This window comes from Candidatus Shapirobacteria bacterium, from assembly GCA_041659325.1.
Taxonomy (GTDB): domain Bacteria; phylum Patescibacteriota; class Microgenomatia; order UBA12405; family UBA12405; genus JBAZYN01.
The window spans coordinates 67435-94114 of the sequence record JBAZYN010000001.1 but is presented as its reverse complement, the minus strand read 5'-3'; the positions used below and the strand labels follow the sequence as shown (position 1 = coordinate 94114).

The 26680-nt window shown below is 40.3% G+C and carries 21 protein-coding genes; 1 reads left to right on the top strand and 20 read right to left on the bottom strand.

What is annotated here, in order from left to right; genetic code table 11:
- Positions 1 to 27: 27 nt before the first annotated feature.
- From WC841_00490 to WC841_00465, 6 genes are all read right to left on the bottom strand, one after another.
- Positions 28 to 882 (bottom strand): DnaJ C-terminal domain-containing protein, encoded by an 855-nt coding sequence (locus tag WC841_00490; GenBank protein MFA5827827.1) that lies wholly within the window; start codon positions 880 to 882, stop codon positions 28 to 30.
- A 6-nt stretch (positions 883 to 888) separates the two neighbouring features.
- The gene (gene dnaK, locus WC841_00485) at positions 889 to 2811 is read right to left on the bottom strand and encodes a molecular chaperone DnaK (GenBank protein ID MFA5827826.1); all 1923 of its coding nucleotides are present in this window, start codon (positions 2809 to 2811) and stop codon (positions 889 to 891) included.
- Between the two features lie 72 nt (positions 2812 to 2883).
- Positions 2884 to 3354 carry a nucleotide exchange factor GrpE gene (gene grpE, locus WC841_00480; protein ID MFA5827825.1) on the bottom strand — a complete coding sequence of 157 codons (471 nt, stop codon included), beginning with the start codon at positions 3352 to 3354 and terminating at the stop codon, positions 2884 to 2886.
- 16 nt (positions 3355 to 3370) lie between these two features.
- Positions 3371 to 4111, bottom strand: a complete 741-nt coding sequence (locus WC841_00475; protein MFA5827824.1) for a hypothetical protein — start codon at positions 4109 to 4111, stop codon at positions 3371 to 3373.
- A gap of 36 nt (positions 4112 to 4147) precedes the next feature.
- A complete protein-coding gene (locus WC841_00470) occupies positions 4148 to 5245 on the bottom strand; it encodes a DNA recombination protein RmuC (GenBank protein ID MFA5827823.1) in 1098 nt (365 codons plus the stop codon).
- 36 nt (positions 5246 to 5281) lie between these two features.
- A complete protein-coding gene (locus WC841_00465) occupies positions 5282 to 8455 on the bottom strand; it encodes an ATP-dependent DNA helicase (protein ID MFA5827822.1) in 3174 nt (1057 codons plus the stop codon).
- Positions 8456 to 8614: 159 nt separating this feature from the next.
- Between WC841_00465 and WC841_00460 the strand changes: the two genes are divergently transcribed.
- The gene (locus tag WC841_00460) at positions 8615 to 8935 is read left to right on the top strand and encodes a hypothetical protein (protein MFA5827821.1); all 321 of its coding nucleotides are present in this window, start codon (positions 8615 to 8617) and stop codon (positions 8933 to 8935) included.
- A gap of 23 nt (positions 8936 to 8958) precedes the next feature.
- Here the strand turns inward: WC841_00460 and WC841_00455 are convergent, their stop codons facing one another.
- The 14 genes from WC841_00455 to WC841_00390 all read right to left on the bottom strand — a co-directional run bounded on the left by WC841_00455 (position 8959) and on the right by WC841_00390 (position 26680).
- Entirely contained in the window at positions 8959 to 10215 is a 1257-nt protein-coding gene (locus WC841_00455) for a hypothetical protein (protein ID MFA5827820.1), read from the bottom strand.
- Complete coding sequence (gatB, locus tag WC841_00450; GenBank protein MFA5827819.1) at positions 10208 to 11641, bottom strand: Asp-tRNA(Asn)/Glu-tRNA(Gln) amidotransferase subunit GatB; 1434 nt, start codon at positions 11639 to 11641, stop codon at positions 10208 to 10210. Before gatB ends, WC841_00455 begins: the two co-directional genes overlap by 8 nt.
- A 109-nt stretch (positions 11642 to 11750) precedes the next feature.
- Positions 11751 to 13220 (bottom strand): Asp-tRNA(Asn)/Glu-tRNA(Gln) amidotransferase subunit GatA, encoded by a 1470-nt coding sequence (gatA, locus tag WC841_00445; protein ID MFA5827818.1) that lies wholly within the window; start codon positions 13218 to 13220, stop codon positions 11751 to 11753.
- On the bottom strand, positions 13217 to 13546 hold the full coding sequence (gene gatC, locus WC841_00440; protein ID MFA5827817.1) for an Asp-tRNA(Asn)/Glu-tRNA(Gln) amidotransferase subunit GatC: 330 nt from the start codon (positions 13544 to 13546) through the stop codon (positions 13217 to 13219). Before gatC ends, gatA begins: the two co-directional genes overlap by 4 nt.
- 8 nt (positions 13547 to 13554) lie before the next feature.
- Positions 13555 to 14592 (bottom strand): peptidoglycan bridge formation glycyltransferase FemA/FemB family protein, encoded by a 1038-nt coding sequence (locus WC841_00435; GenBank protein MFA5827816.1) that lies wholly within the window; start codon positions 14590 to 14592, stop codon positions 13555 to 13557.
- A 9-nt stretch (positions 14593 to 14601) separates the two neighbouring features.
- Entirely contained in the window at positions 14602 to 16482 is a 1881-nt protein-coding gene (locus WC841_00430; protein MFA5827815.1) for a UvrD-helicase domain-containing protein, read from the bottom strand.
- Positions 16483 to 16535: 53 nt separating this feature from the next.
- Entirely contained in the window at positions 16536 to 18635 is a 2100-nt protein-coding gene (locus WC841_00425; GenBank protein MFA5827814.1) for a DUF2298 domain-containing protein, read from the bottom strand.
- 7 nt (positions 18636 to 18642) lie between these two features.
- Complete coding sequence (locus tag WC841_00420) at positions 18643 to 19200, bottom strand: phosphatase PAP2 family protein (protein ID MFA5827813.1); 558 nt, start codon at positions 19198 to 19200, stop codon at positions 18643 to 18645.
- A 2-nt stretch (positions 19201 to 19202) separates the two neighbouring features.
- Positions 19203 to 20264 (bottom strand): DUF362 domain-containing protein, encoded by a 1062-nt coding sequence (locus tag WC841_00415; protein MFA5827812.1) that lies wholly within the window; start codon positions 20262 to 20264, stop codon positions 19203 to 19205.
- A gap of 29 nt (positions 20265 to 20293) precedes the next feature.
- Entirely contained in the window at positions 20294 to 21805 is a 1512-nt protein-coding gene (locus tag WC841_00410; protein ID MFA5827811.1) for a glycosyltransferase family 39 protein, read from the bottom strand.
- Positions 21789 to 23480, bottom strand: a complete 1692-nt coding sequence (locus WC841_00405; protein ID MFA5827810.1) for a glycosyltransferase family 39 protein — start codon at positions 23478 to 23480, stop codon at positions 21789 to 21791. Before WC841_00405 ends, WC841_00410 begins: the two co-directional genes overlap by 17 nt.
- A complete protein-coding gene (locus WC841_00400; GenBank protein MFA5827809.1) occupies positions 23464 to 25038 on the bottom strand; it encodes a hypothetical protein in 1575 nt (524 codons plus the stop codon). The genes WC841_00405 and WC841_00400 overlap by 17 nt, the downstream gene beginning before the upstream one ends.
- Positions 25028 to 25945, bottom strand: coding sequence for a UbiA family prenyltransferase (locus WC841_00395; protein ID MFA5827808.1), 918 nt, complete (start codon positions 25943 to 25945; stop codon positions 25028 to 25030). The genes WC841_00400 and WC841_00395 overlap by 11 nt, the downstream gene beginning before the upstream one ends.
- A 12-nt stretch (positions 25946 to 25957) precedes the next feature.
- Positions 25958 to 26680 carry a hypothetical protein gene (locus WC841_00390; protein MFA5827807.1) on the bottom strand — a complete coding sequence of 241 codons (723 nt, stop codon included), beginning with the start codon at positions 26678 to 26680 and terminating at the stop codon, positions 25958 to 25960.

Here is a 26680-nt window from a genome sequence, read left to right as displayed (position 1 = left end):
ATGGGGGTATTATACCAGATGAAGCCGCTATAATCCTAAGTCGCGAATTTGTTGTTTCTGTCCCGGGGACAACTTGGTGGGAACCTCGACGACTAGCTGTAAGTATAAATCCCCTTGGCCATAACCATTTACATCTTTTATTCCCTTACCTCGGATTCTAACCAGGGTATTTGGCTGAGTGCCGGGTTTTACCCTGATTTTGACCGGATCATTTAGAGTGGGAACCATAATTTCGTCGCCCAAAGTTGCCTGAGTGAAGGTGATATTTATGCTCACAAAAACGTTGTTTCCCTCTCGTCTAAATACTTTATCCGGGAGAACGTCGATATAGAGAATAAAATCGCTAAACCTTATTTTCTGGCCATCGTCAACTCCGGCCGGGATTTTTATTGATTTTCTAAGGCCCCCGATATTTATTTCTTTCTGGCAACCGTTGGCGGCCTCTAAAAAAGAGAGTTGAATTTTGTATGTTTCAAGCCTTGGACCACGATTTTGTGAATAAGCACTACCAAAAAATTGTTCAAAAATATCAAAGGGATTGCTAAATCCACCAAAATCAAAATCCGCGCCACTAGTCTGATTTCCGGAACCTGTCCAGGTGAAATTAAAAGGACCGTTTTGGGAGGTGTAGGTATGACCGCCAAAAGGACCAGCCGATCCCGGATCAAAAGCCGAATGACCATACTGGTCGTAACCTGATTTTTTTTGGTCATTACTAAGAACCTCGTAAGCTTCGTTGATTTCTTTAAACTTTTCTTCAGCATCGGGCTCTTTGTTTCGATCCGGGTGAAACTTTAAGGCCATCTTGCGATAGGCACTTTTGATCTCATCTTTACTGGCGGTTTTAGAAACACCCAACACTTCATAAAAATCACGTTTCATTGCTTTTTATTTTACAATTTCCCCTTCTTCGGCGTCTCTGGGTGGTTCGGTTTTTTCTGCTTCATCCGGTTTTTTTGACTCCGAACTTGGTTGCTCCGGTTGTTGCTGATATGCTGCAGCGCCGATAGTTTGTAAAATCTGGCTTAACTCTTCTGAAGCTTTGTCGAAGTCATCTTTCTTGGCGTCGGCTTTTGATAAAATCTCTTTGGAGGATTTGATCTTTTCTTCGATTTTTGACCTGTCTTCGGCTTTTACTTTGTCTCCAAAATCTTTTAGCGATTTTTCCGCCGAGAAAATTGTGCCGTCAAGACGATTCCTGGATTCAGCTAAAAGCCTCTTATCCTCATCTTCACGAGCGTGAGCTTCGGCGTCGGTTTTCATTTTTTCGACTTCTTCTTTTGAAAGATTGGTAGCATTTTGGATGGTAATTTTTTGTTCTTTTCCTGTCCCCTTATCTTTGGCGCTAACGCTTAAAATACCATTGCTGTCGATGTCAAAGGTAACCTCGATTTGAGGCATGCCGCGTGGAGCCGGGGCGATACCGTCGAGAATAAAGCGACCAAGTGACTTGTTGTCGTCGGCCATCGGCCGTTCACCCTGCAAGACATTGATTTCTACCTGAGGTTGGTTGTCGGAATAGGTGGTAAATATTTGTGATTTTTTGGTCGGAACGGTAGTGTTTCTTTCGATTAACGGGGTTTTGACACCACCGGCAGTTTCAATCCCAAATGTAAGAGGGGTAACATCCAGAAGAACAATATCTTTTACTTCCCCGGTGAGAACGGCTCCCTGAACAGCAGCGCCGATGGCTACGACTTCGTCCGGATTTACGGTTGTATTTAAATCTTTACCAAAAAATGTTTTTACCACTTCAAGGACTTTTGGCATACGGGTCATACCACCAACCATTATGATTTCTGAAATGTCGGACTTGGTCACCTTGCCTCCTTTTTCCTGGGCTTTTTTGTTTGCATCACTGAGACATTTTTCGACCGGCCCGATGGTTTTCTGGATTAATTCATCGACTAATTTTTCCAATTCGGCTCTGGTTAATTTTTTGGTCAAATGTAGCGGATTGCCGTCTTTTTGGGTGATAAATGGTAGATTGATATCGGTTTCAACTGTATTACTTAGTTCGATTTTGGCTTTTTCGGCGGCTTCCCGAACTCTTTGAAGAGCTTGTGGGTCTTTACTTAAATTGACACCATTTTGTTTCTGAAAATCATCAATAATCCAAGTGATGATTTTTTGATCAAAATCATCACCACCAAGGAATGTGTCTCCGTTTGTAGCCATTACTTCGATCACACCTTCACCGATATCCAAAATTGAAATGTCGAAAGTACCTCCTCCGAGGTCATATACCGCCACCAGACCTGATTTCTTTTTATCAAAGCCATAGGCAAGGGCGGCAGCGGTAGGCTCGTTGACAATTCTTTCTACCTTGAGACCGGCAATTTCCCCGGCTTGTTTTGTCGCCTGTCGCTGAGAATCATCAAAATAGGCCGGAACAGTGATAACAGCAGAAGTTACTTTTTCCCCTAAATATTTCTCGGCATCGACTTTGGCCTTTTGTAAAATCATGGCTGAAATTTCCTGGGGAGTGTAAATTTTCCCACTGATTTCAACGGCAGCCATTTTGTCTTTACCGGCAACAATTTTGAACGGAGCGACTTTCTGAGTTTTCACAACTTCAGGATCATCAATTCGGCGACCCATTAATCGTTTAATAGAAAAAATTGTATTTTGTGAATTTAGAACCATCTGACGTTTTGCTAAATCCCCCACCAACTTCTTGATTGGCTCAACAACTGAGGGAATAACGTTTCTGCCTTCAGAAGTTAAGATAACTTTGGGAGTACCTGCCTCCATAACAGCAACGCAGGAGTTGGTAGTACCGAGATCTATTCCGATGATTTTGTTTGACATAATTTTTTTTAAAATTTAAAAACTTAATAATTTAATAATTTAGCAATTTAATAAATAAATTCAATAATTTCTTTAATTTTTTATTTCAGGTTCACGGCCGACAACAACCTGCGCCGGTCTGATATTTTGACAATTCAAAGTATAACCGCGTTTTCTGACATCTAGAACCAAATCTTTCTTTCCTTCACCCACATCAACACAGTCCATAGTTTCGGGATTAAATGTTTTCCCGCAAGCGTTTACTTCTTCTAAACCTTCGGATTTTAAGACTGAAACAAATTTGTTGATGGCAATTTCGAGCCCCCTGTCTTTGAGATGATCCTGGGCTAAGTAAAGATCGTCCAGAACGTCAACCATTTTGATGATTATCGAGGAGACGGCCATGGTAAAAAAGAGCTGACGCTGAGATTCGATCCGTTTCTCCAGATTGGCATAATCGGCCAAAGATCTGGCTAATTTATCGTTTATTTCGGTGATTTTTGCCTTTAAATCCTGCGATTCATCCGGCATCGAATTAGTTTGTTTGAGGCCTTTTTTGGTCATATTTGTTATTACAATATTAACGACTAACGGTTGAAATCAGATTGGCAAAAAAATCAACAATCGGAACGATAGTCGGATATTTGAATCTGGCCGGACCGATAATACCCAGGATACCACGATGTGGGCCTGCCTCATATGTTTGATAGATAAAACCGCATGGTTCCAGGAATTCCATGCCCAAGTCTTCACCAATTAAAAGATGAATCACCTCTTCGGAGCCCAAACCGGATATTCCACTGCCCTTGTTGACGATGTCAAACCAATAGGTCGAATTATCCATCAAAGATAATACCGTTTTAGTTACATCTATATTGTAAAACTCGGGTTCTTCCAGTAAATTAGAAGCTCCGTAACTGTAAACACTGCCCTGGTCGGTAGTAGCTACGGCCATGGCTCTGGTACGGATAGCTAGCTCTTTGGTGGTTTCCTTGATCAGCCTTTCAAATTCATTTCGATAATCCCAAACTTTTTCTTTGGCGCCAACTTCTTCACTAATGGATAGGCCTTTGGGGGTCATGAGGTTACGGACATAATATTTAAGCCCCATGGAGGTGGGGTGACGGCCGGCAGAGAGGTGGCTTTTTTTGAGAAACCCGAGTTGGGTTAAAGCCGACATTTCATTTCTGATGGTAGCAGAAGAAATTCCAAGCGAATATTTTTTTTCCAGTGTTTCGGAGCCAACCGGAGTTGCGGTCTCGATAAATTCTTCGGCGATACATTTTAAAATCTTAATTTGACGTTGAGTTAAATCGGTCATATGTTAGCAACATGATATGTCGACTGCTAATCAGTGTCAAGAGGGTAAACCGGGGATGTCCTGATCGGGACTTTCTAATCTTATCTTGTCGATTATCCTTGTCAGCTGATGGGTCCGGGTGGTGCTGACAGTGGTGTATTGTTTTGATAATGATTCTATCCTTTCGCCGATTTTTTCAAATTCCTGATTGAAATTATTAAATTCTTTTTCGAATTGTTTTATTTGAGTAATGATGACCTGAACGTTTTTTTGATAGCGAAAATTATCATAAGCTTGCCGCACCATCCGAAGAATGGCAGTAAAACTAAAAGGGCCGGCAAAAACTACTTTTCCGGCCATAGCCTCTTCCCAGACATTAGGCATTTTGTCGTATATAAAAGAAAATATCATTTCGTTGGGGATAAAAAGTATAACGAAATCAACCGTTTTGTTTTCCGGATCTATGTAATCTCTGGTGGTCACCTGTCTGATTTTGTCGCGGACATCTTTTTCAAATGCCTTTAGATACTCGGCTTTTTGATCCGGATTGTCAGTTTCGATCAGCTTCTGGAGATTGCTATACGGGAATTTGGCGTCGACGTTGATTTTGGCGCTATCAGGCAAGAATACACAAAAATCAGGGCGGCTACCGGTAGTCGATTGTTCCTTGTTGAATTCGTAGTCAATGCCGCGAACAAAACCTGTCATTTTGAGCAAGTCTTCGGCAATTCTTTCCCCAAAAGCACCACGAAGCTGATTATTGCTTAATACTTTTTTCAACCCTTCGGTGGTAGCAGAAAGCTGCTGAGTTAAGGCCTTTTGCTCCTCGAGCTTTTGCGATAAGGTTGAGAAAGTACCGATACGATTTTGTTCGGCAATTTTTAGTTCCTGGCCACTCCTGACTAGCTCTTCGAGAACCCGTTTAACCAAGTCTTCTATGGCTGTTTTTTTGTTTTGTAAATCAGTGCCGATTTTCTGATCGGCTAGTGTAATGAGACTGCTATTGGCCTGGTTTAATATTTCTGGGAATTTTTCGTTAAATTTGTTGAAGAAATCGTCTGATATCTTTTCAGAATCAACACCTTTTCTTTGCCGAAATATGAAAAATAGAAGCAGGATGATAACGAAACTCAAGAGGACATAGACAAGGGTCATGATTATATTTTAACTGATTTGAAAAATAGAGGAGCTTTATAAAAAATACTGGTCAAACAGGTAGTGGACATGATCCGGATCCCTACACGTCCGTGAGGGAATAAATTCTAAATCAGCGATTTTGGCATAGGTTTCTGCAATAAGCTGAGTAAGATTGTTAACATCGTCTGAAGTTATCTCAAAAGTTACCCGTTTAAATTCACCCGACTTAGTTTTTTCGATAAAGTCGATCGTGCCTTGGGTAACTTTGTATGGAAATGTGGCTGAATTTTCGCAGAGGATCTTGTAGAAAACCAGTTGGCGGAAATAGTCACCATCACGGCTCAATTCTCCATATTTATTATCAGGTTTACCGGTTTTGAAGTCAACCACGTTAACGTGATTTTTATCGATAATGTCAATTTTGTCGATTTTTCCGGTAATCGGAATACCGTTTAATCTTATACCATGAAAACGGAAATCGTGTTCGGTAAAACAGTTGCCGTTAAACTCGGTCTGATAATGATTATAATAATCGGTTAAAATCTGCAGGCCGGCGGCAAGAACTTGCCGATGGTCCTTTTTCGGTAGATGTTCTCTTTGCAAATTATTTTTATAAATTTCTTTAAATTTATCCAAGGAGATTAGCCTGTTATCTTCTTTGTAGACTTGAAACAAATAGGCAAGGCTGCCATGGACGGAAGTACCCATCGAGAGACTCCTGGTTTTGGGAGAAGGTAGGCGAAGTATTGTTTTGAAAAAGAAACAGAGAGGGCAATTTAGATAAGAGTTTAGGTGAGTGATATTAAAACGATATGAGGTGGAAAGATAATTTCTTAGATAATCAGAGAGATTAATTGACTTAAGCTTGGGAAAAGATACTGAATATTGAGAGCGAAGACTATGAGCTTCACTCTCGGCGGTGCTTTCAAATTTTTCTAAAAGAGAGGGGTTGATTTCGCTGACAAACACTGATGGCAGCTGCTCACGACCGGTTTCGGTGCGCCGGGAAAGGCTGATGTAAATTTGTTTTTTAGCCCGGGTGAGAGCAACATAAAAAAGACGACGGTCTTCTTCGAGATCTTGGTCACCGGTAACTTGGGTAATATCAGTCTTGACTATTCCAAGGGGTAATTTAATTAAATTTCGGGAGGAAGAACTGTCCCATTTACCACTTACTACTTTCACAAGAAATACATGTTCAAACTCCAGCCCCTTGGCTTTGTGAACAGTCATTAAACGGACACTTTTATCGATGTCGACCAGAAGCGGCTGGGAATTAAGATTTATCTGGTTTTCTCTCAGCAGATCAAGCTCTTCAACGAATTGTTCAAGAGTATAAGTGGACTCATTTTGAAGACGGGATTTTATTAAACTAAAAAGGACGTTTAACTGCTTAAGCAAGTCAACACGACGTTGATCGAGAATGTATTTTAAAAGACGGAAACGACGGATAATTTCGTTAAATAGGTGGTCGAGAGGCAGATTGCCGGATTTCTGCCTGGTTTTGGCAACCCGAATAACGAAATTTCTGAGTTGACGGATGGTATAAGGCTTTATCTTAAGCGACAAGAGATTGTTTTTGTCGAGTATAAATTCGGAGACGGACAGATCGTGTCTGCCAGTGTAGTGGTATAAGCGGTAAAGATCAAAGGGGTCGATTTTCAAAAAGTTAAAGGATAAAATTTGACCAAGAGTGTGATCGTCGTGGGGATTGACAATAAACTTCATGAGATCAATCAACTGCTGAATTTCCCTACTTTTTAAAATATCTATGTTATCTGAAAGAAGGTACTTTACACCTTGTTGGTCAAAAGCCGGCAAAAAATCCTGAATATCGGCGTTGTTACGAAAAAGTACGGCAATTTCTTTTGGACTTACCCCATCACCGATAAGTGATTTGATCTTTTGGACTACATTTATAACTTCGTCTTCGGGGCTGGTATAAATTCCCAAATTGATCGGGTCGGGATCGAATGTTTTTGTGGAGACGAGGGACTTGTCTAAGTTTTTTATATATTGAGTGATGCGAACTAAATTGTTTTTTATAACACAATCGGATGATTCCAGTATCAGTTTGTGACTACGGTAATTGTTTTTTAATACAATGACTCTAATACCGGCCTGATATCTTTGATAAAAATTATAGATGTTTTCAACCGAAGCACCCTGGAAACGGTAGATGGACTGATCGTCGTCACCGACGACAAATAAATTTGGTTCTGATTGGTGGCTGCTTAACAGATTTAAAATCTCAAATTGAGATGAATTTGTGTCCTGAAATTCATCGACTAAAAGGTATTGATATTTTTCCTGATATTCGGCCAATAATTCCTGATTGTTTCTGAAAGCGGCTAAAACCCAGAGAATCATGTCGTCGTAGTCGAAAAGATTCTGGTCGAGGAGGGCCTGTTGATAACCGCGGTAAATAGTTAAAAGATCGTTGAGTCTGGGTAAGTTATTTTTGGTTTTTTCTATCAAATCACGAATATTCTTTTTGAGATCGGAGAGAGAGGTGTCCCCTTGCTTAAAGAGGGTCAGATATAAATTAACCCGGCTTTGGTAGAGAGGATGAATGTGGACATTTTCTGCCAGTTTCTCGACTATACCCGCCAACTCGCCGGAGGCTTTTTCGGTGGCTCTGATTTTTGAAAGTTGATCGTAGGCACCATTTGAATTTGAAACAAAATCTGCGGCGTATTTGATCAATTCTGAAAAATTTTCCGGGGTAACGTTTTCTTTTTTGAGATCCTGAAGGGAGGAAATAATATCGCGCTGCCAGTAATATGGAGCATTGAAACTAGTGAGAGCGCTTCCGGCGGGGAGCTGATCTATAAGGGTACGGATAATTTGAATCCGCTTGACATCATCAAGAGAGGTGGATTCTTTTTTGGAAAATAAAAAGCGTTCCGGATGTTCCCTGATGACCGAATTGCAAAAGGAGTGGAAGGTGGAAACGCGGATACTGTATGCCGAAGCGCCGATTAAGGCAATCAATCGTTGCCGCATATTTATAGCGGCCGATTCGGTGAAAGTTAAACATAAAATCGAAGAAGGCGGGGTTTGGGTTTTTTGGAGAATGTTGCCGATGCGGAGGGCAATAGTTTGAGTTTTGCCGGTGCCGGCGCCGGCAATAACCATGACCGGCCCTTCAATGGTATCGACGGCGGTTTTCTGCTCGGGATTCAGACGATCGTATTCGGTCTGAAAATTAGTCTTAATTTTATCCACTGATAAATTGTAGCATCGGTTCAACGACACTCAGAGGCGAGGGGCGATGAGGAAGGGTTGCCGGGTTTTACCCACAGGCCATTTTGGCAAAGACGGGTATCTGCGAGAGGAGGGTGAAAGTAACACAATAAAGTTATATTATCATGCTATAATGCGCTCATGGATAGGAGAGTAGATGTATTTTATGCGTCGTTTGAAGTTAAAGTTGGGGCTGATGGCCTAGTTGTCGAACGATGCGCTTCTGGGGTAATCGAAGGTGGTCAAAGTAGTACAGTCGAATTAAAAATCGGAGCGAAAGAGCAAACATTATTTAACAGCCCATTTGGAACAGAGCTACAAGTGCGTTTTGCCGTCCCCGGATCAAATCTTTTGCAAAATGATGCAATAAAAGGAACACAAACTGGTGGTACCGGATCGGTAAGAACACCTGAGGGAAGAGACTACTTGGTGGCTTGGAGGGTCAGAGGTTCAGGAAAGTAATTTTTCTAAAATTTCCGTTTTTATCAGTTGAAACTGTCAGCATATTTTTGTAGGTCGAAATCAAGATTAAACATAGGATGAAAAGGAGTATGTCCTTGAAGATAATCATAAAGCTTACCGTTACCTATTCTAATTGCTTCGACTTCGGCTGGAGTTAGTGCGCGTCTTGTCTCCTGGGGAAATTCATTGACGATGGTGTTTGCTCCTTTGGGAACAAACTCGGCCGGAACAAAATGGGCTGTCACTGGCTCGTTCGTGACACCATGAATAAGCATGCTGTAAGATGGACCAAAAATCATAGTTTGAGCGGGATGAGCTTCCAGATAGGCTCTCTGGGCAGTGAGATATTGTGCCATTAGCGCTGAAAGGGTTAAATCGTCTCTGAAAACACTTTGGGAGACGAGTGTGCCAGGTCGACTCGATTCTCTGCCTAGCCATTCAGTTATAGACTTAACCGAATCATCGTTTGACACCCTCCCTGTACTATCGGTAACAGTTGGCGTTCTTTGGTGGTTAGTCCCGGTGGCATGCGATTCCAGATGAATACCCTCGTAACCAATCGAGTAGGAAGATATTTCGAACATTGTGCGGTGCAATTGTTGATATAGTGAAATAAGTTTGCCGGGGTCAGACCCGCATGACACGGCAATCGCAGGAAGACTACCGTCGCTGACCGATATATCCAGTTTTTGTGATAAATACTTAACAATTTGATTTAGTTCTGATTGTAACGGCCGGTTAAGATAAGGGGTTTCACTTTCCAGGATAGTAGATTGTGGAATTTCTCTAAGTTTTAACCCACCGGTTTTGAAATGAGGGACCATCAGTGATTGTGGCAATCTTTGTTTGTCAACAACGGTGCCCCTGAAAATTGCTCCACTGTCATAGGATGAACAATTCAAAACGGCTCTGACATGATCACATCCTTGTTGCCTGTAAGAATGAAGAACAGCGAAGGTGGTTCTTAGCATTGTTAGTGCATCTGCAGGGGCGAGTACTGACAGCTCATAAAAATCAGGTGATCCGGGATGATAGTGAGGTTCAGCAACGATCATATGATCGCACCCCGGGGGAACATCAAACTCCGGACGGAGAATAATAGCAAAGGTGTGGCTTTCTCCGGGGATGGTAATAATGGTTCGATCTTGAAAAACTCCTAACCATTCTTCCGGCGTTAACTGACGTGAAGCTTTTAACTGATCGTGATATTGACCCTGTAGTCTCCCGCTTCCGCGGTCACCGACGGGAACATTTGGTCGATAGACAAGAGCTTCAGTCACTATTAAGTAATTTTTCTAAAATTTCTTTTGCCATTTGGGGATTGGCGGAGCCCATAGATAGTTTCATTAACTGGCCAACGAGAAAACCAATACTGTTGGGATTTTTTTTATAATCCTCAACTGCTTTTGGGTTGTCGGCCAAAACTTTTTTGGCTAATTCTTCAATTTTTCCGGTATCGGAAACCTGAAAAAGATTTTGTTTTTGGGCGGCAAAGAGCGGGTCTTGACCGGTTTGATAACTATCAAGTATTAATTGCTTAATAGAGTTTGAAGATAATTCAGATTTTTTGTCAAATAATTTTTGAAAGTGGTCAGGGTTAATTTGCTGAATATCGATTTCTGTTTGACTATCGTTTAAAAGAGTTTTAATGGATCCGGAAAATAGGTTGGCAACAAATTTGGCAAATTCCGACAGTGGGTTTTGTCCAACTGCTTTTTCGTAGGCCGAGGCCATAAGTGAATCCTGAGATATTAAATTGGCGTCATAATCGGAAAGACCGTAGCTTTTGTATTTGATAACTTTTTGATCCGGAAGTTCGGGAATGGTGGATTTGATTTTTTCAATTTCTTCATCGGTAAACTCAAAGGGCGGAATATCGGGCTCAGGAAAATAACGATAGTCGGAAGAACCCTCTTTTTCGCGTTGCAAAAAAGTTTGGTTTTTATCAGCGTCCCAACCTCTAGTGGTCTTGTTAGAAGGATTCTTTACAATATGATCTTCAAAAAATTGTTTTTGTTGACGATCAATTTCAAACTGAATGGCAGTCTGAACGCCGGTTAAGGAGGCGACGTTTTTAATTTCTACAAGAGGGGTATAGTAAGTCTCGCTATTTTCTTCGATTTTCAAATTGACGGTTGGCTCGCAGCGCATACTCCCCTTTTCAATGTCCGCATCGGAGATTCCTAAATACCGAATAATTTGCTGCAATTTAACTAAGTATTTTTTGGCTTCTTGGGGGGAAGTTATGTCCGGCTCGGAGACAACCTCAACCAACGGAACGCCTGAGCGATTGAAATCGAGCAAGGTGGTTCCGTTTACATGAACTGACTTGCCGGTGTCTTCTTCCAGGTGAGCCCGGTTGATTCTGATTTCGTGGCCGTCTAAATTTAGGGTACCTTTTACAGTAAAAGGCTGTAAGTATTGGGAGATTTGATAACCCTTTGAAAGATCCGGATAGAAGTAATTTTTTCGCTCAAAAAAAGAATGTTCGTTGACGGTGCAGCCAAGAGCCAGGCCGAGCTTAAGACACCAATCGATGGCGGTTCCATTTGGAACCGGGAGAGCCCCCGGGAGACCAAGACATACCGGACAAGTGTGAGTATTGGGGTCAACATGAAAATGGTTGTCATCGCAGCCACAAAACATTTTTGATTTAGTTTTTAGTTCGACGTGGGCTTCAAGGCCGATTATGGGGGTAGTTTTCATTTTTGGTGTAAATTGTCAATGCGGCGAGACAAACGATTTCTCGTTTCTCGGGGCAGGCTCCGCGATCTTGTTATGATTGCCGCGGGGATAGACCCCTCGCAATGACGTTTTATAAATTTGGTGTTTTTAAATGATAATCGGTTAATTGCTGATATTGATGGCCGATGGAAAATAATTTTGATTCTTCGAAATAGTTGCCAATCAGCTGAAAACCAATTGGCAGATTTTGGGAATCAAAACCGCACGGAAGGGCCAATGCAGGAACACCGGCAACGTTGATGCAACAGGTGTAGACATCCGCTAAATACATCTGAAGAGGGTGGTTGACCTTTTGACCGATTGGCCAGGCGGTGGTAGGAGAAACCGGAGCCAGGATAACATCAACTTTTGAAAAATTATCAATAAACTCGTTTTTTATTAATGTCCGAACCTTGGAAGCTTTAGTGTAATAGGCATCGAAATATCCGGCTGATAAGGCGTAGGTGCCGATTAGTATTCTTCTTTTTAATTCCGGCTCCATAAACTCGCCCCGGGTTTCCATGTAGTGCGATAAAAGGTCAGTGGTGTCTTTTTTGGATTGACCGAAACGGATACCGTCATAACGGGCCATATTTGAAGAAATTTCTGAAGGGATCAGGACGTAGTAAACAGCTAAACCCAGTGAAGTACTTGGTAAAGAAATGTCGATAATTTTGGCGCCGTTTGACTCAAAAGTTTTGGCGGCACCTAAAACGTTTTCCTTAACCTCAGGATCAAGGCTTTCGGAGAAATACTCTCGTGGTAGACCAATCCGAAGTCCTTTTAGGGAAAAATTTGAAAGTTTATTAACATAATCGGGCACCGGGTCGGGGCTGGTAGTGGCATCATAAGAATCCAGTCCGGCGGTAATTCGGGTAACCGCGGCTACGTCTTCAACATTTTTACCAAATGCTCCAGGACAATCAAATGACGCGGCCATGGAGGTAATTCCATAGCGAGAATTGCGACCATATGTAGGCTTAATACCGGTAACACCACATAGGGATGCAGGTTGTCGAATAGAACCTCCGGTATCGGTACCAAGAGCGAAAGTACAAAGGGAAGCGGCCTGGGCGGCGGATGAACCGCCCGAGGAACCACCGGGGACAAGTGATAAGTTCCAGGGATTTTTTGTGGTGAAATAACCCGAGTTTTCGGTTGATCCTCCAAAAGCAAAACAATCGGTGTTTGTTTTACCAATTAATATGGCATCTTCATTTATCAATTTTTGATAAATCGTGGAGGAGTATTGGGGGATATAACCCTTTAAGATTTTTGATCCGGCAGTCGTCTCTACACCCTTTGTCAAATATATATCTTTTACTGCCATGACAGCACCGGCTAACTTACCAACCGACTGATTTTTACTTATTTTTTCATCAATGATTTTTGCCTGATCCGTGGCTTCTTTTTCAGTGACAGTGATGAAAGCGTTAATTTTGGGATTGAAGGTCTTAATCCTTTGGAGATAGGTAGATACAATTTCACCAGCCGTGACTTGTTTTTCAGTTAAAAGTTTCTTAATTTCCGGAATAGTGAGTGCGGTTAAATCAGGAGTCATTTTTTTCCTCCAGAGGCGGACCCGCCTTTGGCGGGGATAGTGTTGTGAACCTGAAAATAGCCGTCGTTTGATTTGGGTGATTGAGACAAAACCTCGGATTGAGAGAGTGAAGGCTTAACCTCATCTGGTCGGGTAATGTTTTTTAGGTTGGTGATTTGGGAGGAAGCATTGATATTTGAAGTGTCAACTTTTTGAAGAACTTCCACATATTCAAGAATGGAAGACAACTGGGGCAAAAACAGTTCCCTCTCTGTGTCGGTCAAACTAATACGGGCCAAGTGAGCGATATGGTCGAGAGTATCTACAGTGATCTTTACGGAAGACATGGTGTATTTTATCTTATAAACTTTGATTTTAAACGGAGAAATTTCCACCGATATTTGTCGGCAAGATTATAAATAGTATATAGAGGCTGATTGATAACTAAATCATAAGTTCCGGCAAATTGAACGAGTTGACCGCCAAAGCCCTGTTTGAACCGATGGAAACCAAACCCCTGATCTCCCTCTTTTGCGTCCGGGCCAAGACTTCCCCACATGTCAAAATTTTTTAGACCCATACTTTTTCCAAACTTTATTGATTCCCACATCAGTAGTGTCGGGGCCATGACCTCCCGGTATTGATCAAGAGAAGCGCCGTAGGGATAAAACAAATTATCCTTGTAGATAAAAAGCATAAAAGCACTTAATGTCTCCCCCTGATATGAAGCCAAAAATATGTGAGGGATTCCGGTTGGTTTGAGAAGTTTCCAAAGATCCCGATGATACTGTTGGCTATGAAGATAAAACCCTTGGCGGGCGGTGGTGTCAAAAAGCAACTCAAGATATGTTTCAAATCCGGCATCAGTACTGTTTTCTTCTATCTTTACACCATGTCTATTGGCAATTTTTATATTGTATCGGGTTTTGGAGTGCATTTGATATAAGAGCGCATCCTCAGTTTTTGTCAGATCAACCATGAAGCTATACGGATAGAAAGCTACCTTTGGGGATACAACAAGATTTGGGAAGCGAGTGTCCATAGAGGCGACTGTTTCACTGCCCTCGCTGGTGAATTTTTTTTGGATAAAATCCGGTTCAAGTTTTACAAATATGGCATTTTCATCAGTGGCGATTTTTTTAAGATTGTTAACCATTTCTTGGTCTATTTTTGGTCCTTTCAGGACTGTTCCGACTGAGAATAGAGTTTTGGGAATAGTGTGAAAACTGATACTATAAGCAGAGATCATTTTTTGATTGTCAAAAACCCCCAACCTATATACCTTGTGGCCTTGAGAAATTTGGAAGTCTCCCCATTCCCAACTTTGGACCGGATGTTTAACCAGTTTGTTGTATTGATCTTTTTCCTGATTGTATAAAATTCTGGTGATCATAACTTATGTTTAGTATATATCAGGGTCATAGATAAATTCTTCGCTATCGCTTTTTGGGTGCCGATAGTCACGGGTAATTTCGCCTGATTCTTCGATTTCTATTAGTTTTTGGGGGATTTCACCTAAAAATCGGCTTGGTTCGTTTAGGCTACTCTTGCCGAAATATAAGCGTCTGGTGGCGTAGGAAATATGAAGATAATCCTTGGCCCGGGTAATCCCCACATAACAAAGACGGCGCTCCTCCTCTATCTGTGAGTCGTCGAGCATGCAATTTGAATGAGGAAGAATCCCCTCTTCAAAACCTACCAGAAAGACGACTTCGAACTCTAAACCTTTTGAGCCATGAAGAGTCATTAGTCTCACCCCTTCCCTATTCTCTTTGGATTTCTTGCTTTTTTCCTGCTGACTATATTCGTTTTGGACCAGGGCAACATTTTCCAGAAAGGTAGTAAGTTTCGGAAAAGAGGCGGCGACTGATTTTAGTTCTTTAATATTTTCGATTCTTTTTTGATCTTCTTCATCTTTTGGATCAAAATGTTTTAAGTAATCAGACCCGATAACCAGGGATTCGAAAATCTGAAGTGAATTTGCCGACTGAAGATCAATGGACCGGAGAAGAGCCTTAAAGGTTTCCAACCTTCTTTTGCCCAGGGCTTTTTCAACCCGATCAAGAGATATAATATCGGCCTGATCATTGGCAAAACGGAGCATGGCGATAATATCTTTGACCTCGGCTCTGTCGTAGAAGCGAAGACCTCCCACTAAAACGTAGGGGATGTTGGACTTGATAAAAGTTTCCTCTAACACCCGAGACTGGGCATTCATGCGATAAAGAACAGCAATATTTTTGTAGGGAATTTTGTAGTTATCGTAAATGAATTTAATTTTTGAGGAAACATATTCTGCTTCGCTGATCTCTGAGTCTGCGGTAAATAGTTTTATTTTGTCTGATGACTTTTTTTCGGTAAAAAGCTTTAAGACCGGGTGGGAATTATTTTTGGAAATAATTGAATTAGCGGCCTCTAAGATAATTTTTGTGGAACGGTAATTTTGTTCTAAGTTAATAACTTTCGTATCTTTGAAATCAACAGTAAAATTGACCAGATTTTTGTAATTAGCACCACGCCAGCCGTAGATGGCCTGTGATGCATCACCCACGGCAGTGATTTGTTGATACTTTTGGGCTAATAATTTTGCCAAAAGATATTGAATTTGATTTGTATCCTGGTATTCGTCGACCAGGATAAACTTGTATTTGTCCTGGTATTTTTCAAGAATTGAGGGTTGCCCGGAAAAAAGCTCGACGGTTTTGAAAAGGAGGTCGTCGAAATCAAGGGCGTGTGATTCGAATAATATTTTTTGATATTTGGCGTAGATTTTTGCGGCGTAAGTTTGCCAAAAACCGGAGGATTGTAGCTCCATGTCTTTTGGAGAGAGAAAATCATTTTTTGCAGCTCCAATGTAGTAGAGAACATTGCCCGGTTTAAACTCCTTTGGGGTTAAATTCATCTCATGCAGGATCTTTCTGATGGTATCTTCCTGATCGCCTGTATCGTAGATATTGAAATTAGGCGGTACACCAACCGGTAAGCCGTCTGCTCTCAATACCCGACAACAAAATGAATGAAAAGTGCCGGCGAATAATCCATTGTTTTTTGAACCAATTAAACGGCCCATCCGTTGCTTCATCTCGTCTGCAGCTTTGTTGGTAAAAGTTAGCAGGAGTATCTCTGATGTTTGGGCGGCCGAAGTTTTGATAAGGTAGGCGGCACGATGGGTTAACACCCTGGTTTTGCCGGAACCGGCCCCGGCCAGCAATAAAAGCGGACTGCCCGAATAAGTCACCGCTTCTTTTTGGGCCGGATTTAGTCCGCATAATATGTCATTCATGGATATACAACTATAGAAGAAACACCGATAAATATAAACAAGTCAAATTGAGATTACTTGAGAACTTTGTATATTTTTGTTTTACCAAACTGAGCGACGATAGTTGCCCCTATATCCGTGAAGTTCTTTTCATTAATTTTTGGGTATTTTTCGTATTCCTTGTCGCCGACAAAAATGTAATCGACACTATATTTTTGTAAGACTGATCTGACTTCATCCAGAGTTTCCCCTTCATATAGTTTTTGGACATCTGTCTGCCGGAGTGACGGTTTTTCGTATCCACCCCGCCACAACCACTCATGGACGATCCACCCCTCGATAGTAGGGAGACCGGTGGCCATGGAGATTTGGTTGAACATGGTGTAGCTATCACCGACTGCTTCAACCATAACCGGCTGACCTTTGATATTTTTGTTAATCCAATTAACGGCCTCTAAATTATCGGGGTTAGCATTTTTAAGAAATGTCAGGCCCCAAAGACCTTTGTATTCCTTTAGACCATAATAAGATCGGACAGCAAAAAACGGGTATATCATGTGAATTATAAATACGATTAAGAAGGCAATTTTGTACAAAACTTTCCAGGAGGATTTAATTTGACCGATTCTGATGAGGGCGAATCCGGAAGCCAAAGAGTACATCATAAAAGCCTGATATACCAATTTGAACATGGTATTTGATCGTCTATGTTCATAAATATAGATATCTTTTATATAGCCAATTTCGGGAATAATTACCAAAATAGTTGCAGTAACCACCAGGGCGATAATAAAAATGTCGACAGGTGGTATGTCTATTTTTTTGGATTTTTCATTTTTGCGGAAAAGATAAAAAGCCATTAGCGGAGCAGTTATTATCCAAAAACCTCCGTAAAGAATAAAGAGTTGAAATAAGGGTGACCTGGCATCGGACAGCTTGAGCCCTTCGGCCATGGGAATAAAGTTTAAAGAAAATGGCAGAGTAAATAGATACCAGAAGAGGATGACACCAATACCGCTACTAAAAGTTTTGACTATCCCGCTCCACAAACCGGTTTCCTTACAATTTTTTAAAAGATAAAAAATACCAAAAAGCAGGCCGTAGACGGCAAAATCCCAGGCGTTGGTCATATAACATATGGACAAAATCAGACCACAGGGAACGATTAGTTTGAGATACGGGAAAGCAATAATTTCCATGGACATGGCAAAAATGAAGGCCATGAAAAATAGAACCGTAGGGATATCGCTCATATGACCGTGAAGATCCGCCACGACATAGCTATAAATAGGAAATTCGTGAATGGTTTTGTCTTTGGTTTCGGGATCGTAGCCAATAAATCTGGTGGCATCGGGATACCAATAAGAATCGGCAGCTTTTTTGATCGCCTCTAGAGTCAGGGTTAAGACTCCATCATTTTGGCTTTTGTTTATTTTGGAGATTTTGTAGACGGAATGGAAATTTCCGCCGAAAGTTAACAGTAGACCAGAAATCATGCCAGCAACCAAGACGGATCTAAAGGAAAGATTTTTTTTAAAAAAGTTATAAACCAAATTGGAAGAAAGACTAAAACTGCTGATGAATGTCAGGGCACAAATTGAGGCTATAGACAGGTTGTAGGTGATGGTAGAGGGAATGTAGGACAGCTTGGTGAGAACTGCCGACATCAGGTGGCCAAAATAGTAATAATTGATGTATTCTCCGGAAAACCACATGTCGGCGGGTGGTAAATAAGTGCTTCTTAGGGCAGAATTGACAAATCCCCAATCCATAAATTTTTCTAAGCCCTCGATATCGGGAGCAAAACCTCTGACAAAAGACCACAGGGTTAAAATTAACAAAAAAATTAGCTCCTCGGCGATAAAAGTTTTGTAATTGCTTTTAACCAGGGCGACAAAGGTATCGCGGTTGTTTCTATTTTTTAAATACAAATAGTCTGCCAGGAGACCAATGGAAATAATGGTTAGCAGGGACTGGTTGGTAAACGGAAGAAACTTGAATATGCTTAAAACCAAAACCAGATAGGTTAGAGCTATAAGCGATAATGTTTTGCAAAAGGCATACCCCTTGTCCCAAAAGTTTTTAAAAATTGAAAATATTAGGGGTAAAGAAACGAGTCCCAGAAGAAAAATAGTTAACCACCACAAGATAATATATTTTAGGTCTGCAATCATATGTGTATTATTTTATAAAAAATACAAAACTAAAGATAGTCTGGACGATATTAATTAAAAAAAGAGGCATAATAATCAGTCGAACAAAAAACCAGATAATGGCTCCAATGATGACGCCGCCCAAGACGTCGATGGGATAATGAAAACCAATAAGAATTCGAAAAAATATCAGAGGAATAATAATAATTAGAAAAACCGGGAAAAAAAGTTGGTGCTGGATAAGAAGCAGCAAGAAAAAAGTAGCTTTAATAGTATGCCCGGAGGGAAATGAGCCGGTAAGATACCAAGATTTTATTAACCCCTTGGGAATATTATCATTGTTGGTAAAGGCTGGTCTTTTCCAAAAGTTTTTTTTCTTTAGTACCTTTTCGATTATCTCGCTGGCAATGGTAGCAAAAAAAAGCTGCCAAAAAAGATTGGGGTTACTCTTTACCAGAATAAAGGAGGGAAATAATAAAAAAACCCAAGTAGCGTAATTTGAATAAACTAAAAAGAGATTGCCGACTGACGATGAGGAAAAAAGTTTATAAAAATTGGCTTTTGTCTGCCAGAAAAGAAGATTCATGACTATTTTTGGTAAGATTTAAATAGCTTCCCCCAACCAGATGATAAATAGCGATTCAATCGAGAACGACCGACAAAATTATACCAATAACCATCATGATATAAGTTAGAGGCGGCGAAGGACCAGGGGGCAATAAAACTTCGGAGAAGTAGTCTTTCGATCCACTCAGGTAAACGATGATAAATAAATTTTTGACCTCTTGAAGCAAAGGTGTCTTTTTTGATGCTGTGATGGAAATTTGGTAATTTTTGGCTATAAACTGGATCGATCTCCCCTAATTTTAATTTTTGTCCAAGCTGAAGAAATTCGATGGTGTGTGGGTCGAAACCAATAATTCTGGCGGCAGTAGCATCCAGGGCAATTTCGTCGAGACTACCTAAAATCAAATTAGACGCTTCCCACTCCATAGCGCGAGGCCCGGGCCCAAAACCTAAAACAGACCCGTCCATAACAGCGTAGATTTGCGGATGAAGTTCTTTTTGGACCTGAAGTAAATCGATAATGGCCTGGTGAATACGCCGATGACAAAAGTGGCGGTTGGTGTTGAGCATACCAAAATAATTTTTGACTGAGCCGGTAATGGTGGTAAAGACATGGGATTTGAGGGTGCAAAGAGTAATCAACGGTTTACCCATAATTATTTTTGGTAAAAGAATTCCGTCCGGGAAAATTTCGTTCAAAACCAACATTTTTGATTTGGGATGAAAAGAAACATACTTTTCGTCGGTAAGATAATGGATTTTTACTCCATACTTTTTGGCAATTTTTGTCCATCCATGATTTTTGGCACCAACCTTAACCTTGGTTACTACGGTTCGATTTTCGACGGGGATAATATTTTTAGGAGAGACGCCGGAATTAATTAGCCACTGTAAGGCAGCTTCGAAATGCCAGGGGGGAGTGGATACGGCAGGGTAAAATTTTGTCCATGATAAATTTAGTTTAATAATAGTGGGAACATTTTTGGGTTTGGGAAAATTGGAAAAGAGTTTTTGATAGTCTTTTAGGACTGTTTCGGGGGAGGTGGAAATAATGGTTACTGCCGGATTCAATGTTTTATTCATAAAAAAAGTATTTAGATGATAACATGTATTTAGTCAGGATTTGATTTTATAAACAGGCTTTTATAAACAAGTTGATTGTTTACGGTGTGTGTTTCTGTTTCGATTTGAGAAAAACATTGTTGGAATATTTCTAATTTTGTTTCACTAAGTGGATTTGAAATTATATAACTATTTTTTAATTGATTAATTTGACTACAATCACTTATTGTACCCGAGAGAATATTTTCTCTTCCTTTATTGTTGTTTATGGCATAAAAAATTCCGTCTGGTTCCGGCTGTTCCCAATCACCCCAACCGATATCGGCAAGATATACATCGACTCCGGGAGGCAACTTGTCAATATCTTGGGCGATGATTTTTCCAAATGGAGTATTGTCGTTAGGCAAACCCTTCGGGTAGTCGATAAAGTATTTGGTTAAGTTTAAAAATGAAATACTAGAAAGAATGAGGAAAAGTAATATTTTTGTAGCTGACGGATATAACTTTTTTGTAAATTCCGTCAAGTAATAAACTCCGAAACTAGTTAAGTATATTATTATGGGAATAATAGCCTGGGTCCTGGGGCTACTGGGCACTTCCGCCGAAGGGTGGCCTGGATATATTGAAGGTAAAATTAAAATAAAGGCGCTTATTAGTAATAATAAAGTTGTAGCTTTTTTTTTAATTAACGAACAAATTAAGCCAATGATTAAAAAAATTCCGCTTACAATGTCCAGATGAGGACTTTTTGAGACATTCCAACGAAAAACAACGTCACCTTCAAAATGAAACATACCTAAGGTGCGTCGTAAGTTGGTGGCCAGACGATTAATATTTTCCGAGGTTGAGTATTGTTTAGTTTGAAATAATTTTTCACCCATATAACCAGGGGATAGACTATCTAAGTTCTGACTAAGTATGATAACCATGGGAACGAGAGCAATAAAAAAAATAATAAGTGTAGTAAAAATTGAACGAATGCTCGTTTTTGATATAAAGATGGCATTTACTAAGAAAATGGTAATAATTGCCAGTGGGAGGAAGAATGTTCCGGCATAATTGATAAGACCAAGGCAACTAATAAATAGCACCGAGTAAAGAAATTTCGTATTTTTATTTTTTTGATAATTAAAAAACAAAAATAAAGTGATGGCAGTAAGAACAGGGCCGATAATATTGTAGCCTAGGCGGCACCAAACTAAGTACCAAAAAGAAGAGGCGGTAATGAAGGCGGCAATTAATCCGGCTGACCTATTGCTTAGAGTTTTAACAAACAGATAAACGAATACTATGCCCATTAATCCGGTAAGTACAGAGCATATTTTATAATTCAGGTAGCTAACCCCGAAGATATAAATGATGGGAGCGATAAGATAGTAGTAGAGAGGTCCTTGACTAGTGATAAAAGTAAATGGCCACTGCCCGGTAATAATTTGAGAAACATAACTATTGACAATGGAAACATCACCAAACCATTCTCCGGGTATTGAGTCCAGACGATAGAAACAAACTACCAAAAAAAATATCAAAATTCCAACAAGAGGATTAATTTTTTTGAACATGAGTATTCTTATAAATCATTACTTTTGGGTGGTCGTAGACAGTAAAAGATTCGTCGGCTGACTGATCGTCGATGCTAATTCCAAAAAGTTTGGGGTAATTGGTAAACTCAGCTACTTTGGTATATCCAAGTTTCCCGGAAAAAAGGTCTTGATAATATGTAGCTGTTTTGGAATAACACCGACCGGGAGGAAGTTGATCACAATTGGTTAGTTTTTGGAGGGGAGTATAGAGACGATTACTCGAAAGAATAATGTAGTCACCGGTATCTAACATTTTGTTGATGTTAACCCACTTGTTGGGTTCAAGATCGGAATCGTAAAGCGGTAAAGAAAGTTGAGTAATATTTTTATTGAGATAACCTAAAGGCAGTGGATCGTCCCAGTGTTCCACTAGAATAGTTGACCCTGGAGAAATGTTTTTATTAATCCATTTGGTGGCGGTAACCCGGGTATTGGGAACTTGATAAATACTCATAAAGGCAAAAACAAGACACAAATGGATTAATAAAATAGTAGTCTTTAGGTATTTTGACTTTATATCTCCGATAGTGTTGGCAGCAAATAAGGCAAATATCGGATACAGCGGCAGACAATAACGCATCCATTTTACGGCAAAACCACCTACTATTATGAAATACGTTATAAAAAAGGAAAATAAAATAATGGTTGCTCCTGGTGAATTTTGGCTGCCGGGAGAAAATAGCCCTCGAGATAATTTTTTTATTAGGGCAAAAAAACCAATTGTAGCCATAAGGCCAATTACCGGGCCAAGACCCCAAAGAAAGATATTTTTTAGCGGATAAAGATAAGGAATTGTGTTGACATATTGAAGTGTATAAGGGAAGACAAAGGCATCTTTGGTCATGGCCTGTTGCTCGAGTATTTGTCGTTTAAAAGTAGAAAAATCCGTTAAGGCAAATGGTTGGAAAATAAAAAAAACAATAATCGTAATGGCGGAGACTAATAGAAGTAATTTTAGTGTTTTTAGTATTTTTTTGGAGTTAATAAAACGCCAGGTCAATAGGGTAAAGCAGGTGGCAAAAGGTACTACCAAGACGATGGCACTTACTTTGGTGGCTAAAGATAATCCGAAACCAACGCCGGCGAACAAAAGATTTATAAATCGTTGTTGCCGGAAGTAACAAATTAGTTGATAAATGGTAAATAGGATAAAAAAAGATAAAATCGTGTCGACTGCATAGAAATGGGACAACTGGATAGGAAAGATAGATAAGCCGTAAATTACCGAGGCGAAGAGACTTTTTGAGGAACTCTTGAAAATCAAAAGGCCAAGACGATAAATGAAAATAATGACAAGAGTATCAAAGACGGCAGAGATTGCTCTTCCGAGTAAATTAATTTGATCATAAGAAGAGATTTTGGGAAATATCGGGGTAAGAAGGTGGGCAGAAAATTTGAGAAGATATATGGGAAAGGATCCGTAGGCAAAAAATTTGGGGTTTAAGGTTGAGTCCGGAGAAAATAATATATTTAGTTTTTGCCCAATTTTTAGTACCGGATCTATCGGAGGCATGCTAATCCGGCCAACAACCATAGTGATCATTCGTTCGTCGGGGTGAAGATGGTTGCCCTGATCCCAATTTAGGCCAACAAGCCTCAATAATCCAGCAACGCAAATAATTACAATGAGATAATTTTTATGGAGCTTGGCCATTTACTTTTTGAAAAATCCTAATTACTGGCCGATCAAAGACAGTCCAGGTTTCTTCGGCATTTTCAGGATTTAAAATCACTAAGTCTGCCGGAAAGGTTTTTATTAACCTGAAACCCAGTGCGCCTGAAAAAAGCCGGCGATAATATTTATCGCTATGAGGGAAGCGGGGGCCATATTGATTTTTGAAGATCCGCCTTGAGGGGACAAAGATATAATCGGCATCAGAGACTAGGTCTGTAAGTTTGGGTGGAAGATTAGGGTCTTCGTCAAGTTTATAGAAATCAAAATTATTTATATCATATCCCCTTGTTGTCCCCATGGGAAAATTAATAACATTTCCGGCTTCTGAAAGAACAATTGATTTCTCGGGGATGTTTTTGTCCACCCATTCCGAAGCCGTAACCCTAATGTCTTTTTGGAGATATCTGTAAAGAAAAACGAAGCCGGGGATAACACAAATTAGGGTGAAAATTATTTTTAGCCCGTTTGGCCTGAGAGAAGAAATGAAATACGCAGTAAGAAGCGGAAAAATAAAGAATATCGGTGACATGAAACGGGTCCACTTGGTATAGAGTTGGCCAACATAAAGGAAATAAATCAGCGGCGTGGCGAGCACGATTAACCATTTATATTTTTGATCGATTGGTTTTGGGAATTTTTTTATAAAAAGAATTATGCCCAAAATCGCTATAAGAAAAACGGGCAGGCCGTTTACATATGGGAAGATGTGGATAAATTGATAGATATATGGTCTAGTACCAATAAATTGACTGGTATAAAATACAGGGATTTTTCCGGTAGCGACTGCGGTTTCATAACCCATAGTCGATAGAAATTCCTTTCTCGAAACAATATTGAAGGGAGAAAAAGCGGCATATAAAACAATGGTAATAATTGTGAATAATTGGGTAAGTAATATGATTGGGACTTTATTTCTACTCCTGATAAACAAAAGGAGGAGGGCAAGCAATACCGGCCCGATCAATATTACAGAAGTAATTTTTGTAGCTAAACCAGCGGCGTTAATAAGCGACGAGGCAATAACTAAATTAACCAACCGAATACCTTTTGAATCAAGAATCAACAAACCTAACAGGGTGTTTATCGCGAGCACAAAGATCAATATCGACTCGGTGGTTCCAAAGTGAGAAAACTGGATTAGTCCGGGAGAAAATATTAAAAGAATTGCAAATATCTCTGAAAAATATTTTTTGGGAGTAATTTTTTTGGAGATAAGATAGAAGACCAAAACAGAGAGAGTGGAAAATATTGCAGACCAAAATCTAAGGGTGAGTATCGACTGGCTAAAGGTTAAGTGGTCGGGTAGAATATTCCAAAGTAAGAGTGAGTAAAATCGAAAAGAGTAAAAAGCCAGAAAGAGGGGAAATTGACCATAGGCATAAAATTTTGGATCGAGACTACCCGGTGACAGGCGGGAAATAGCTGAGGCCATGTTATTTTCGTCCGGATGAAAATAATAGCCGTTTCCCCAATCTAACTTTATGAATCTGGTGAAAAAAAGAAGAAAGATCAAAACGACCAAAAATTTAGAGGACATAGACGATAGCAATCATCATCAAACCCCAAGTAAGAACGGATAGAATTAGCGGAATATCGGTGGCGATAACACGCTCCGGCCTTTCTCCCTCCTGCATTTCAAAAATTATTTGACCATACCGCATTATTCCAAAAATAACCGGAGCCAGAGTAATCATGTACCATTTTCTAGATAGAGCTTTGGGGAAGTTTTCCAGCAAGAATTGGTGGATCGGACCTTCAAAGCTGATTGGCTCTTCAAAAAAGGTAAACATGGCGTAGGTAATCAAGGTACAAACCGCAAACATGGTTGTATAAAAGTTTAATAATGTTTTACCGTATCTTTCCAAGGATAGACGTGTTTTTGATCCGCTATTGGATAATTCACTGCGGCGTTTACCGCTGGCTATAAATAATGACAAGAAAATTACCGATAGCATTACCCAGACTGGCAGATGATAACCCGTAGCTACTTCCCCGGCATAAGCTCTGATGATAAAGAAAAGAGCAATTCCGATTATGTCCAATACCGCTTTTTTCTTTATAGTAAATGAATATAAATATTGCATTATGATGAAAAATAATGACAACCAAAAAAAAGTGGAATTGATGGAACCAGATATTGTTAAACCGAGGACCAAAAGAAAAATCGAAGTAAATATGGCTGTAGATTTTGAAACGACACCTCTGGCGAGAGGTCGCATCTTTTTTACCGGATGAAGTCGGTCTTTTTCCACATCGACCAAATCATTGATTAAATAGGAGGAGGAGGAAAGGAAACAAAAAGAAAAAAAAGCCAGAATACTTTTTGTCATAATCACCGGATCGAGTAGCTGACCATTGAAAATGGCGGCAGCAAAAAGATTTAAATTTTTGATCCACTGATTGGGGCGCATCGCCTCGATAATTGAAAAAACGCCTAATTTCATTTTTTATTTAATTTAAAGTAATATCAAAAATCCTAACAGTGTTATGATAACACCGACAAGTCCGAGAGCTTTGACAGGGAAATCAACGCCAGCATTGGGAAGTGTTATTCTGGTTGGAGTCGGGCTTTTGGTATCAGTCGGGGCGAAGGTAGGAATAATTTTACAATTACTGGTATTGCATTCAGCGGATTCTTCCATACAGGCAAGGAGAACACATTTGCCGTTATAACAGGAATGGTTCTCTGGGCAGATTCCGGTTATATTTTCACCACAGGGTGATCCGCAAACAAGAACCGGTGTGGCGGTGGGAACCGGGGTTTTGGTGGGAGTGGGAGTATTGGTGAGTGTCATGGTTGGGGTTGGAGAAGATGTTTCTGTTGGGGTGGGAATAGCCGTTGCGGAAGGAGTCATGGTTGGGGTGAGGGTACCGGTAGGAGTTATGGTGGGAGTAGGAGTCTTGGTAGGGATTGGGGTTTTGGTAGGGATTGGAGTTTTGGTGGGCGTGGGAGTATTGGTAGAGGTCGGACCCGGAGTTGGAGAGGGACCAGAGGTTACGGTGGGAGTTGGAGTGGGCGGAGAAACAGTAAACTCCAGGGTACATTGCGGACTAGTGGCTTTTGGCTCAATAGGGGCCTGAGAATCTTTTCTGGTTTGATACAACCTCCAACCGGTAGCAATGCTGATGGCACCTAATGTCACGATCGAAGCGATTATTAATATCTTTTTATTTTTCAT